Below are 13286 nucleotides of genomic sequence, written 5' to 3' on the forward strand. Positions count from 1 at the left end.
ATGGGAAATCAGGCCGAACCGTAGACCGCTTTCCATGCCCGCGCCAATAGATGGCGGCGCGTCAGGGGTGACGCGGCCGCAGCGCCTTCAGCCGATAAAGCGCCTCCAGCGCCTCGCGCGGGGTCATTTCGTCCGGCTGCAGCCCGTCGAGCGCGGGGCCGAGCGTATCTTCCGCAACGACAGGCTGCGGTTTCGCCGCCAAAGCCGCGAAAAGCGGCAAATCGTCGATCAGCGTCGCCGCGGGGGATTTCCGGTCGGTTTCCTCCAGATGCGAGAGCACGTCGCGCGCCCGCGCCACCACGGAGGCCGGCAGGCCGGCGAGCTTCGCCACCTGGATGCCATAGGAGCGATCGGCGGCGCCGGCGACGATCTCGTGCAGGAAGACGACGTCGCCGTTCCATTCCTTGACCCGGACGGTGGCGTTCTCCAGCCGGTCGAGCCGCTGCGACAGCGCCGTCAGCTCGTGATAATGCGTCGCGAACAGGCCGCGCGAACGGTTGACCTCGTGCAGATGCTCGATCGCCGCCCAGGCGATCGACAGGCCGTCGAAGGTCGCCGTGCCACGGCCGATCTCGTCGAGGATGACCAGCGAGCGGTCGGTCGCCTGGTTGAGGATCGCCGCCGTCTCGACCATCTCGACCATGAAGGTCGAACGCCCGCGGGCGAGGTCGTCGGCCGCGCCGACGCGGCTGAACAGCCGGTCGACGATGCCGATATGGGCGCTGTCCGCCGGCACGTAGGAGCCGATCTGGGCGAGGATGGCGATCAGGCCGTTCTGGCGCAGGAAGGTCGACTTACCGGCCATGTTCGGACCGGTGATCAGCCAGATCCGGCCGGGCTTGCCCTCCTTGCGCGCGCCGAGTTCGCAGCCATTGGCGACGAAGGCGACGCTGCCCTCGCGCTTCAGCGCCTGCTCGACCACCGGATGGCGGCCGCCCTGGATCGAGAAGGCGAGCGAGGGATCGACCACCGGGCGGGCGTAGTTGTCGGTCTCGGCGAGCGTCGCCAGCGCCGCCGTCACGTCGATCACGGCGAGCGCCGCTGCCACCGCCTTCAGCGCGTCCGAGACACCGACCACATGCGCCAATAGCGCGTCAAAAGTCGCCTGCTCGATCGCCAGCGCCCGGTCGCCGGCGGAAGCGATCTTCGCCTCCAGCTCGGCCAGTTCGGTGGTGATGAAGCGCATGGCGCCGGCCATGGTCTGGCGATGGATGTAGCGGCCGGCATGATCGGCGCCGAGCAGCCGCTCGCCATATTGCTGCGGCACCTCGATGAAGTAGCCGAGTACGTTGTTGTGCTTGATCTTCAGCGCCTTGATGTCGGTCTCGGCCGAATAGGTCGCCTGCAGCCCGGCGATCACCTGGCGGCTCTCGTCGCGCAGCGCCCGCGTCGTGTCGAGATCGGCGTCATAGCCCGGACGGACGAAGCCGCCGTCGCGCTTCAGCAGCGGCAATTCGTCGGCCAGAGCGCCCGCCAGTTCGGCGGCGAGGTCGTGCGGCGCGCCGAGCAGCGCGGCGCGGGCGGCGACGAGTTCGTCGGGCAGCGCCGCATCGGCCTCGCCGAGCACCTCGGCCAGGCGCGCCGCCGCATCGAGCGAGAAGCGGATGCCGGCGAGATCGCGCGGGCCGCCGCGATTGAGCGACAGGCGCGACAGGGCGCGGGCGAGATCGGGGCTCGCGCCCAGCGCCTCGCGGATCACGCCCCGGCGACGGCCGAGCTTCAACATGTAGTCGAGCGCGTCGAGGCGGCGCTCGATCAGCGCGGGGTCGGTCGAGGGGCTGGAAAGCCGCTCGGCCAGCAGCCGCGATCCGGCGCCCGTCACGGTGCGGTCGATGGCGGCGAGCAGGCTGCCGCGCCGTTCGCCCGACAGCGTGCGCACCAGCTCCAGATTGGCGCGGGTGGCCGCATCGATCAGCATCACGGCGCCGTCGCTCTCGCGCACCGGGCGCGACAGCGGCGGCCGCTCGCCGATCTGCGTCTTCTCAACATAGGCGAGCGCCGCCGCCGCCGCCGAGAGCTCGACGCGGGAGAAGGAGCCGAGCCCGTCCAGCGTGTTGACGCCGAAATAGGCGGCGAGCCGGGCGCCGGCGGTCGAACCGTCGAAGAAGGCGCCGGGCAGCGGCGTCACCGCGACGGCAAGCTCGCGCACAAAGGGGCCGAGCGTATCGTCGGCGAAGAAACTGTCGGGCACCAGCAGCTCGCGCGGGTCGACGCGGGCGATATCGGCGGAGAGCCGCAGCTGGTCGGTCTCGGCCAGGCGGAAGTCCCCGGTCGAGATATCGATCCAGGCGATCGAAAAGCGGTCGCTGCCATCCGCCGCCGCGCCGCGCAGCCGCGCCACCGCGGCGAGGTAGTTGTTGCGGCCGGCGTCGAGCAGCGTGTCCTCGGTCAGCGTGCCCGGCGTCACCAGGCGCACGACGCCGCGCTTCACCACCGATTTGCCGGGCCGCTTCTTCGCCTCGGCCGGATCTTCCTGCTGTTCGCAGACCGCGACCCGATGTCCCAGCGAGATCAGCTTCTGCAGATAATCATTGGCGGCATGCACCGGCACGCCGCACATCGGGATGTCATCGCCCAGATGCTTGCCGCGCTTGGTCAGGGTGATGCCGAGCGCCCGCGAGGCGATCTCCGCATCCTCGAAGAACATCTCGTAGAAGTCGCCCATCCGGTAGAAAAGCAGGCTGCCGGGATTGGCTGCCTTGATCTCGAGGAACTGCTCCATCATCGGCGTGGGACGGAGCGCGGCGGCGTCGGGGGCGGAGCGGGGATCAAGCATGGCGCGACGCTAGCAAAACGTTGAAGGTGTTTCACCCTCGCCACCGCGATCGGCATGCTTGAGATCACAGAAACCGGTGATATCGTCCGCATCCGCATTTTTGAGACGGCGAATGCCGTCCGCCCCGGAAACGCCTGACGCCGAGCCCTCTCCATGACCGAAACCAAACGCCCCGCCAAGAGCGGCCCTGTGCTGACCGACAAGGAGGCGCTGGACTTCCACGCCCAAGGGCGGCCCGGCAAGCTGGAAATCACGCCGACCAAGCCGATGGCGACCCAGCGTGACCTGTCGCTCGCCTATTCGCCCGGCGTCGCCGTGCCGGTGCACGCCATCGCCGCGGATCCCTCCAAGGCGTTCGACTACACGACGCGCGGCAACATGGTCGCCGTCATCTCGAACGGCACGGCGATCCTCGGCCTCGGCAATCTGGGCCCGCTGGCCTCGAAGCCGGTGATGGAAGGCAAGGCGGTGCTGTTCAAGCGCTTCGCCGACGTCGATTCGATCGATCTCGAGATCGATACCGAGGACGTCGACGCCTTCGTCAATTCCGTCCGCTATCTCGGGCCCTCCTTCGGCGGCATCAACCTCGAGGACATCAAGGCGCCGGACTGCTTCATCATCGAAAGCCGCCTGCGCGAGTTGATGGACATCCCGGTCTTCCATGACGACCAGCATGGCACGGCGATCATCGCCACCGCCGGCATGATCAACGCGCTGCACCTGACCGGCCGAGACATCAAGACCACCAAGCTGGTCTGCAACGGCGCGGGCGCTGCCGGCATCGCCTGCATCGAGCTGGTCAAGGCGATGGGCATGCCGTCGGAAAACGTGCTGCTGTGCGACACCAAGGGCGTGGTCTACCAAGGCCGCACCGAGGGCATGAACCAGTGGAAGACGGCGCATGCCTCGCCGACCGACGCCCGCACGCTGGAAGACGCGATGCAGGGCGCCGACATCTTCTTCGGCGTCTCGGCCAAGGGCGCGCTGACCGCCGACATGGTGCGCTCCATGGCGCCGCGGCCGATCATCTTCGCCATGGCCAATCCCGATCCGGAGATCACGCCGGAGGCAGCGGCCGAAGTCCGCGACGACGTCATCATCGCCACCGGACGCTCGGACTATCCCAACCAGGTCAACAACGTCCTCGGGTTCCCCTACATCTTCCGCGGCGCGCTCGACGTGCGCGCCACCACGATCAACGAGGAGATGAAGATCGCGGCGGCGCAGGCGCTGGCAGCGCTGGCTCGCAAGGACGTGCCGGACGAGGTCGCCGCCGCCTATCAGGGCGTGCGCCCCCGCTTCGGGCCGCATTACATCATCCCGGTGCCGTTCGATCCCCGCCTGCTTTCGGAGATCCCGGCGGCCGTCGCCCAGGCCGCGATGGATACCGGCGTCGCGCAGAAGCCGATCGAGGACATGGCGGCCTACAAGATCGAGCTGTCCGCCCGCCGCGACCCGATCGTCGGCACGCTGGCACGGATCTATGAACGCGTCCGCCGCAACCCGAAGCGCGTCGTCTTCGCCGAGGGCGAAGAGGAGCAGGTGATCCGCGCCGCCGCCAGCTTCGTCGCCCAGGAACTGGGTACCGCGATCCTGATCGGCCGCGAGGACATCATCCGCGAAACGGCCGCGAATGCCGGCATCGACCTGGTCGCCGGAATGGAGATCCACAATGCCCGGCTCTCCAAGCGCAACCCGGCCTATATCGACTTCCTCTACGCCCGCCTGCAGCGGCAGGGCTATCTGCACCGCGACAGCCAGCGCCTCATCAACACCGACCGCAACTATTTCGGCGCCACCATGGTGGCGCTGGGCGATGCGGACGCGATGGTCTCGGGCGTGACGCGCAACTACTCGACCGTGCTTTCCGATGTCCGCAAGGTCATCGACACCAAGCCCGGCCACCGGGTCATCGGCGTCTCGATCACGCTGGTGCGCGGCCGCACCGTCGTGGTCGCCGACACCGCCGTGCACGACATGCCCTCGGGCGAGGAACTGGCTGATATCGCCATCGAGGCGGCCGGCGTCGCCAAGCGGCTCGGCTACGAGCCGCGCGTCGCCATGCTGGCCTATTCGACCTTCGGCCAGCCGGAGAGCGAGCGCTCGCGCCATGTGCGCGAGGCGGTGCAGATCCTGGAAAAGCGCCGCGTCAATTTCGAGTTCGACGGCGAGATGGCGGCGGACGTGGCGCTGAATCAGAAGGCGATGGCGGCCTATCCGTTCTGCCGGCTTTCCGGCCCGGCCAACGTGCTGGTGATGCCGGCGTTCCACTCGGCCTCGATCTCGACCAAGATGCTGCAGGAACTGGGCGGCGCCACGGTGATCGGTCCGCTGCTGGTCGGCCTCGACAAGCCGGTACAGATCCTGTCGCTCGGCGCGCGCGACAGCGACATCGTCAACATGGCGGCGCTGGCCGCCTTCAATGTCGGCGGCTGATCCCCGTCACGGCACGTGATCCAAGCGGCGCGGAGACCTGACGGTTTCCGCGCCGTTTTCGTGTCAGGCCGCGAGGCTTTCCGAGCGGACCCGGCGCACGCCGGCCCGGTCCATCACGGCGATCGCCTCGGCGAGCGACCCCTCGGTGTCGATGGCCCGGCAGGCATCCTCGATCACCGTCGTCTTGAAGCCGTGCGCGCGGGCATCCTGCGCCGTCCAGGACACGCAGAAATCGGTGGCAAGGCCCACGACGAAGACTTCCTCGATGCTGCGCTCGAACAGATAGCCGGTGAGGCCGGTCGGCGTCTTGCGATCGGCCTCGAAGAAGGCCGAATAGCTGTCGGCATGGGCGTGATAGCCCTTGCGCAGGATCAGCTGGGCATGGGGAATGTCGAGGCCCGAGGCCACCGCCGCGCCATGCGTGCCCTGGATGCAGTGGTCCGGCCACAGCACCTGGGGACCATAGCGCAGGCTGATCGTCTCGAAGGGCTTGCGGCCGGCATGAGCCGAGGCAAACGAGATATGGCCGGCCGTGTGCCAATCCTGCGTGATCACGACATTCTTGAAACGCCGGGCCAGGTCATTGACCAGCGGGAGGATCGCGTCACCGTCCGTCACCGCCAAGGCACCGCCCGGCAGAAAGTCGTTCTGGATATCCGTGACGATCAGGACGCTGTTTGAATCGAACAAGGCGTTTCCTTTATGGGCGCAAGAACGTTTGACAGCCTTAGTTAACGAAGAATTGCCGGTGCGGGAATAGGGCCGTCAGGTTTCGTGATACGGCGCAACGTCAGATTGATTCGCCCGCCCTGCGCCAGCAGTGTCGAGGTGGCCGGATAGATCCGGTCGACCCCGTGAAAGGCGAGCCTTGCCTCGCCGCCCAGCAGCACCACGTCTCCCGAAGAAAGACGGAGCGACCGGGTCGGATCGGCGCGCCTGGTTCCGCCGATGCGGAACAGGCAGGTGTCGCCGAGCGAGACCGAAAGGACCGGGGCCGCGAACTCCTCTTCGTCGGCATCCTGGTGGAGGCCCAGGCGGGCATCCGCATCATAGAAATTGATCAGACAGGCTTCCGGCGGTTCGGGATAATCGGCCAGTTCCCGCCAGAGATCGAGCAGCATCGGCGGGATGGCGGGCCAGGGCTCGCCGGTCAAAGGATGGTTCGGCTGGTAGCGATAGCCCGTCTGGTCGGAGACCCAGCCGAGCACGCCGCAATTGGTCATCCGCACCGAAAACGGCTTGCCGGTGCGCGGCATGCTCGGCCGATAGAGCGGCGCGGCGACGACGACGGCCCGGATCGCGTCGCGCAGGGCCTCCTGGGCAGAACGATCGAACCTACCCGGCACGAGCCGGAACCCTTGCAAAGACGGCGTATGCCGCTCACCTGTGACCATTGCTGGAGATTGTACCCCTGGAACGAAAGATGGGCCTCAATCGGAATGAGAGCCGCCTTGCGGCGGTTTAGGCATCTTCTTATATACGCGCAGAACCTGCGTAGGCCGGCATGCTTTGCCGATACCGCGCAAATCACAGTGTTCATGGGGGCCGTACGGGCACCTGCCCGGCACGGCGGAAGCCTCGAAGAGGGTCCGCACGGCCCGCCAAAAGGAGAGAGAATATGGCTAAGGTCATCGGCATCGACCTCGGAACGACGAATTCCTGCCTGAGCGTCATGGACGGCAAGACGCCCAAGGTCATCGAGAACGCGGAGGGCGCGCGCACGACGCCGTCCATGGTCGCCTTCACGGATGACGGCGAGAAGCTGGTTGGCCAGCCGGCCAAGCGCCAGGCGGTCACCAATCCCGAACATACCTTCTTCGCGGTGAAGCGACTGATCGGTCGCCGCTACGACGACCCGATGGTCGAGAAGGATAAGCACCTCGTCCCCTACAGCATCGTCAAGGGGCCGAACGGCGACGCGTGGGTCGAAGTCGACGGCGAGAAGTACTCGCCGGCGCAGATCTCCGCCTTCATCCTGCAGAAGATGAAGGAAACCGCAGAAGCCTTCCTCGGCACCCCGGTCGAGCAGGCCGTCATCACGGTTCCCGCCTACTTCAACGACGCGCAGCGTCAGGCCACCAAGGACGCCGGCAAGATCGCCGGCCTCGAAGTGCTGCGCATCATCAACGAGCCGACGGCGGCAGCCCTCGCCTACGGCCTCGACAAGAACGACGGCAAGACGATCGCGGTCTATGACCTTGGCGGCGGCACCTTCGACATCTCGATCCTCGAGATCGGCGATGGCGTCTTCGAGGTGAAGTCGACCAATGGCGACACGTTCCTTGGCGGCGAAGACTTCGACATGCGCCTGGTCGGCTACCTCGCCGACGAGTTCAAGCGCGAGCAGGGCATCGACCTGCGCGGCGACAAGCTGGCGCTGCAGCGCCTGAAGGAAGCGGCCGAAAAGGCCAAGATCGAGCTTTCCTCGGCACAGCAGACCGAAATCAACCTGCCCTTCATCACGGCAGACGCCAAGGGTCCGAAGCACCTTGCGATCAAGCTGACCCGCTCGAAGTTCGAGGCGCTGGTCGACGATCTGGTGCAGCGCACGGTGGCTCCCTGTAAGGCGGCTCTCAAGGATGCGGGCCTGACCGCGGGCGAGATCGACGAAGTCGTCCTGGTCGGCGGCATGACCCGCATGCCGAAGATCCAGGAGATCGTGAAGCAGTTCTTCGGCAAGGAACCCCACAAGGGCGTCAACCCGGATGAAGTCGTCGCCATGGGCGCCGCGATCCAGGCCGGCGTGCTGCAGGGCGACGTCAAGGACGTCCTGCTGCTCGACGTGACCCCGCTTTCGCTCGGCATCGAGACGCTGGGCGGCGTGTTCACGCGCCTGATCGAACGCAACACGACGATCCCGACGAAGAAGAGCCAGGTGTTCTCGACGGCTGAGGATTCCCAGTCCGCCGTGACCATCCGCGTCTTCCAGGGCGAGCGCGAAATGGCCGCCGACAACAAGATGCTCGGCCAGTTCGACCTGGTCGGCCTGCCGCCGGCGCCGCGCGGCGTGCCGCAGATCGAGGTCACCTTCGACATCGACGCCAACGGCATCGTCAACGTGTCGGCCAAGGACAAGGGCACGGGCAAGGAGCAGCAGATCCGCATCCAGGCCTCGGGCGGTCTTTCCGACGCCGACATCGAGCAGATGGTCAAGGACGCCGAGAGCCACGCGGCCGAAGACAAGAAGCGTCGCGCTGTCGTCGAGGCGAAGAACCAGGGCGAAGCGCTGGTCCATTCGACCGAGAAGTCGCTGGGCGAATACGGCTCCAAGATCTCGGCCGCCGACAAGTCGACGATCGAGACGGCCATCGCCGATCTGAAGACCGCGCTCGAGGGCGACGATCCGGAAGCGATCCAGCAGAAGACCAATACGCTGGCTCAGGCTTCGATGAAGCTCGGCGAGGCGATGTATGCCGACGCCGAGAGCCAGAAGAGCGAAGGCAACCCCGAAGCGACCGGCTCCGACGACGTCGTCGACGCCGACTTCGAGGAAGTGGACGACACCAAGAAGTCGTCCTAAGCACGCGTCGCATCAACGTGGAGGCCCGGCGCAGCGCGCCGGGCCTCTATCCTATCCAGGCACGGCCTCCGCTTGTGCCGTCCACCCTTGAGTTTCGGCTCCGAATTTGAGTTCCGACTCGTTTGCACCACGGGCACCATGGCAAAAGTCGATTATTATGAGTTGCTGGGCGTCGCGCGCGATTGCGACGACAAGGGCCTGAAGGTCGCCTTCCGCAAGCTCGCGATGCAGTATCACCCGGACAAGAATCCGGGCGATCACACCGCCGAGGCCAAGTTCAAGGAAATCAACGAAGCCTACGAGATGCTCAAGGACCCGCAGAAGCGCGCGGCCTATGATCGTTTCGGCCATGCCGCGTTCGAGAATGGCGGCGGCGGTCCTGGCTTCTCCGGCGATTTCTCCTCGTCCATGTCCGACATCTTCGACGACATCTTCGGCGAGTTCATGGGCGGCGGACGCCGCGGCGGCGGCGGTGGCCAGCGTTCCGGTGGCCGCGAGCGCGGCGCCGACCTACGCTACAACATGGAAATCACGCTCGAGGAAGCCTTCTCCGGCAAGACCGCGGAAGTGCATGTCCCGACCAAGGTCGCCTGCGACGCTTGCAACGGCACCGGCGCCAAGCCCGGTTCGCACCCCAAGGTCTGCACGACCTGCGAGGGCCATGGCCGCGTCCGCGCGGCGCAGGGCTTCTTCTCGATCGAGCGCACCTGCCCGACCTGCCAGGGCCGCGGCGAGATCATCTCCGACCCCTGCGACAAATGCGCCGGTTCCGGCCGCAAGACGCAGGAGCGCACACTCTCCGTCAACATCCCGGCCGGCATCGAGGACGGCACCCGCATCCGCCTGTCCGGCGAGGGCGAGGCCGGCCTGCGCGGCGGCCCGACCGGCGATCTCTACCTGTTCCTGTCGGTCAAGCCGCACAGCCTGTTCCAGCGCGAAGGCGCCGACATCTTCTGCCGCGTGCCGATTTCGCTGACGACGGCGGCCCTTGGCGGCCAGTTCGACGTGCCGACCGTCGATGGCGGCAAGACCCGGGTCAAGGTTCCGGACGGGACCCAGACCGGCAAGCAGTTCCGCCTGAAGAGCAAGGGCATGCCCGTCCTGCGCTCCAGCCAGATGGGCGACATGTACATCCAGGTCGTCGTCGAGACGCCGCGGAACCTGTCGCGCCGCCAGCGCGAGCTGCTGGAGGAATTCGAGAAGGCGTCATCGGAAGAAACCAATCCGGAATCGGCAGGATTCTTTGCCCGGATCCGAGACTTTTTCGGCGGTACCTGACACGATGGCGCGTCACAGGATTGCCGCGAAGCCTCGTGCATAGTCCGCTCTCTCAACGTTCCGGGTGCTGAATGTCCTCAATCCAGAAGCGGAAGTTCAAGGCGCTTGTGGCGGACGAAGTCCGCTTCTTTCGGAGCTGGATGGGCAAGCCCCTGTCCATGGGCGCGGTCAGTCCTTCCGGCAAGGCGCTGACCAAGCTGATGGCGAGCTTCATCGATCCCGAGGATACCCTGCCGATCATCGAGCTCGGGCCCGGCACCGGGGTCGTCACCAAGGCGCTGCTGGAGCGGGGGGTGGCTGCCGAGCGCATCACCTCGATCGAATACAGCGCCGATTTCTGCCGGCTGCTGGAAAAGCGGTTCCAGGGCGTGCGGATCATCCAGGGCGACGCCTACGCCTTCAACGAATCGCTTGCCGGCTGCGTCGATGGCCCGGTCGGCGCGGTGATCTCCAGCCTGCCGCTGCTGACCCAGCCGCCCAACCGGCGGAGCGCGCTGATCAGCGCCGCCTTCGCCCGCCTGCAGCCGGGCCAGCCCTTCATCCAGTTCTCCTACGGCCTGAATTCCCCGATCCCGCCCGATCCCGACCTCTTCTCCACCTCGCATACCGGCTGGGTGATGAAGAACGTGCCGCCCGCCCGCGTCTGGGTCTATCGGCGCACCCACTGATCCCGCGACATCCGTTTGCCCGCCCTGGATGCCCTGCCCCCTGCCCGAGCCGCCCCGCGGCTTCCGCGTCGCGCGAACGTGCGCAGCGTGACGTGGATCCGAGACTTGCCAACCGGACGTTGCCGCGCGAATTGATCCCGACACGCCGCCGGAAGCGCGGCGGAACCAGAAGGCCCGACCCATGCCCCTGCTCGATATTCGCGACCGCCTGATCGTCGGCCTCGACGTCCCCACCGTGGACGCGGCGCAGGAGATGGTCGCGACCCTTGGCGATACCGTGACCTTCTACAAGGTCGGCCTGCAGCTCTGCTTCGCCGGCGGCCTGACCTTTGCCGAGCGGCTGGTCGACCAGGGCAAGAAGGTATTCCTCGACGTCAAGCTGCTCGACATCGACAATACGGTCGAGCATGCGGTGCAGAACATCGCCAAGCTCGGCATGCATTTCTGCACCATCCACGCCTACCCCAAGGCGATGCGCGCCGCCGTGCAGGGCAAGGGCGACAGCGATCTGCGCCTGCTCGCGGTGACGGTGCTGACCTCGATGGACGAGAGCGACCTCGCCGCCGCCGGCTATGCCGTGGGACCGGCGGAACTGGTGGCGCGCCGCGCCGCCGACGCCCGCGCCGCCGGCATGAACGGCATCGTCTGCTCGCCGGAAGAGGCCGGCGCCATGCGCGCCGTCGTCGGCGCCGGCATGGCGATCGTCACGCCCGGCATCCGCCCGGCCGGATCGATCGTCGGCGACCAGAAGCGGATCGCGACGCCCGCCGCCGCCATTCGCGCCGGCGCCGACCACCTTGTGGTCGCCCGCCCGATCCTGGAAGCCGCCGATCCGCGCGCCGCCGCCAAGGCCATTCTCTCCGAAATCGAGGTCGCCTCGGCGATCTAGTCTCCCGCATCGGCCACCGGCCTGCTATATGCGCTCACCAACCGGGGGGAAACTCGCCATGACCGATATGGGCCTTGTCATCGTCGGTGCCGCCGGCCGCATGGGCCGGACGCTGATCCGTCTCGTCACCGAGACCGAGGGCGTCACCGTCGCCGGCGCGATCGAACGCGAGGGCTCGCCCTTCGTCGGCCAGGATGCGGGCGTCGTCGCCGGCCTGCCGGCCCTCGGCGTCGCCATCTCGCACGACCCGCTGCCGGTCTTCGCGCAGGCGCAGGGCGTGCTCGACTTCACCTCGCCCGCCGCGACGCTGGGCTTCGCCGAAATCGCCGCCCAGGCCCGCATCGTCCACGTCATCGGCACCACCGGCCTGTCGGCCGAGGACCATGCCGCCATCGACGCGGCCGCCCGCCATGCCGCCATCGTGCAATCCGGCAATATGAGCCTCGGCGTCAACCTGCTGGCGCAGCTGGTGCGCCAGGCGGCGCGTGCGCTGGACGAGGAATTCGACATCGAGGTGCTCGAGATGCACCACCGCCACAAGGTCGACGCGCCGTCCGGCACCGCGCTGCTGCTGGGCCAGGCCGCGGCCGAGGGCCGCGAGATCGACCTCGCCGAGCACGCGGTCCGCGTGCGCGACGGCATCACCGGGCCGCGCCCGCGCGGCAGCATCGGCTTTGCCGCCTTGCGCGGCGGCAGCGTCATCGGCGACCATTCCGTGATGCTCGCCGGCGAGGGCGAGATGATCACGCTGTCGCATCACGCGTCGGACCGCGCCCTTTTCGCCCGTGGCGCCATCAAGGCGGCGCTGTGGGCCCATGGCCGCAAGCCCGGCCGCTATTCCATGGCCGACGTGCTCGGCTTCACCGACTGACCCCAAAAGGAGCCTTCCGTATGGATCGCCTTCTCGTGCTCGTGCGCCATGGCCAGAGTGACTGGAACCTGAAGAACCTCTTCACCGGCTGGCGCGACCCCGAACTGACGGAACAGGGCGTCGCCGAGGCGACCGCCGCCGGCAAGCGCCTGAAGGCACTCGACCTCTCCTTCGGACTCGCCTTCACCTCCGAGCTCAGCCGCGCCCAGAACACGCTGAAGCTCATTCTCGGTGAGCTCGGCCAGCCCGACCTGCCGACGATCCGCGACCTCGCCCTGAACGAGCGCGACTATGGCGACCTCTCCGGCCTCAACAAGGACGACGCTCGCGCCAAATGGGGCGAGGAGCAGGTCAAGATCTGGCGCCGTTCCTACGACGTGCCGCCGCCCGGCGGCGAGTCGCTCAAGGACACCGGCGCGCGCGTCTGGCCCTATTACATCTTCAACATCCTGCCGCCGGTGATGCGCGGCGAAAAGGTGATCGTGGCCGCGCATGGCAATTCGCTGCGCGCCCTGATCATGGCGCTGGAAGGCCTGACGCCGGCCGAGATCCTCGAACGCGAGCTCGAGACCGGCGTGCCGATCGTCTACCGCCTGAACGCCGACACGACCGTTGCCGAGAAGAAGGTTCTCAAGGGCTGAACCGATGAGCCGGCGGCTGGAACGCATGCGCGAGAACCCGGCCGCCGACTGGACCCTCTGAGGGTCGAAGACGACACCGGTTGGTGAAGCCGAAAGGGAAGTCCCAGCAAGCCCCTCACCCCAGCCCTCTCCCGCAAGCGGTAGGGGGTCACCTGCACCCGATCCGTCTGCCTGCGCTTAAGGGGCCGTCTCCCGGAGAGTCGCCGG

General features: G+C 67.3%; 10 protein-coding genes. 7 read left to right on the plus strand and 3 right to left on the minus strand.

Annotated elements, in window-relative coordinates; all coding sequences use genetic code 11:
- Window positions 1-61: 61 nt before the first annotated feature.
- Window positions 62-2776 carry a DNA mismatch repair protein MutS gene (gene mutS / locus OSH10_RS19540; RefSeq protein WP_266333801.1) on the minus strand — a complete coding sequence of 905 codons (2715 nt, stop codon included), beginning with the start codon at window positions 2774-2776 and terminating at the stop codon, window positions 62-64.
- Window positions 2777-2929: 153 nt separating this feature from the next.
- Here mutS and OSH10_RS19545 point away from each other — a divergent pair, with 153 nt between their 5' ends.
- Window positions 2930-5212, plus strand: coding sequence for an NADP-dependent malic enzyme (locus OSH10_RS19545; RefSeq protein WP_266333802.1), 2283 nt, complete (start codon window positions 2930-2932; stop codon window positions 5210-5212).
- 63 nt (window positions 5213-5275) lie between these two features.
- Here the strand turns inward: OSH10_RS19545 and pncA are convergent, their stop codons facing one another.
- Together pncA and OSH10_RS19555 are read right to left on the minus strand one after the other, a co-directional pair.
- Window positions 5276-5902, minus strand: a complete 627-nt coding sequence (gene pncA / locus OSH10_RS19550) for a bifunctional nicotinamidase/pyrazinamidase (protein WP_266333803.1) — start codon at window positions 5900-5902, stop codon at window positions 5276-5278.
- A gap of 41 nt (window positions 5903-5943) precedes the next feature.
- Window positions 5944-6606, minus strand: coding sequence for an alpha-ketoglutarate-dependent dioxygenase AlkB family protein (locus OSH10_RS19555; protein WP_266333805.1), 663 nt, complete (start codon window positions 6604-6606; stop codon window positions 5944-5946).
- A 224-nt stretch (window positions 6607-6830) separates the two neighbouring features.
- Here OSH10_RS19555 and dnaK point away from each other — a divergent pair, with 224 nt between their 5' ends.
- The 6 genes from dnaK (at window position 6831) to OSH10_RS19585 (ending at window position 13079) form a co-directional block, all read left to right on the plus strand.
- Entirely contained in the window at window positions 6831-8732 is a 1902-nt protein-coding gene (gene dnaK, locus OSH10_RS19560) for a molecular chaperone DnaK (protein WP_266333807.1), read from the plus strand.
- 138 nt (window positions 8733-8870) lie between these two features.
- Window positions 8871-10010 carry a molecular chaperone DnaJ gene (gene dnaJ, locus OSH10_RS19565; RefSeq protein ID WP_266333809.1) on the plus strand — a complete coding sequence of 380 codons (1140 nt, stop codon included), beginning with the start codon at window positions 8871-8873 and terminating at the stop codon, window positions 10008-10010.
- Between the two features lie 71 nt (window positions 10011-10081).
- A complete protein-coding gene (locus tag OSH10_RS19570; RefSeq protein ID WP_266333811.1) occupies window positions 10082-10678 on the plus strand; it encodes a class I SAM-dependent methyltransferase in 597 nt (198 codons plus the stop codon).
- Window positions 10679-10859: 181 nt separating this feature from the next.
- Window positions 10860-11567 (plus strand): orotidine-5'-phosphate decarboxylase, encoded by a 708-nt coding sequence (gene pyrF, locus OSH10_RS19575; RefSeq protein ID WP_266333813.1) that lies wholly within the window; start codon window positions 10860-10862, stop codon window positions 11565-11567.
- A 58-nt stretch (window positions 11568-11625) separates the two neighbouring features.
- A complete protein-coding gene (gene dapB / locus OSH10_RS19580) occupies window positions 11626-12438 on the plus strand; it encodes a 4-hydroxy-tetrahydrodipicolinate reductase (protein WP_266333815.1) in 813 nt (270 codons plus the stop codon).
- Window positions 12439-12458: 20 nt separating this feature from the next.
- Window positions 12459-13079: a 2,3-bisphosphoglycerate-dependent phosphoglycerate mutase gene (locus OSH10_RS19585; RefSeq protein ID WP_266333817.1), complete on the plus strand. Its 621-nt coding sequence runs from the start codon at window positions 12459-12461 to the stop codon at window positions 13077-13079.
- Window positions 13080-13286 lie beyond the last annotated feature (207 nt).

Origin of the sequence: Kaistia defluvii (assembly GCF_026343955.1) — a bacterium.
GTDB classification, from domain to species: domain Bacteria; phylum Pseudomonadota; class Alphaproteobacteria; order Rhizobiales; family Kaistiaceae; genus Kaistia; species Kaistia defluvii.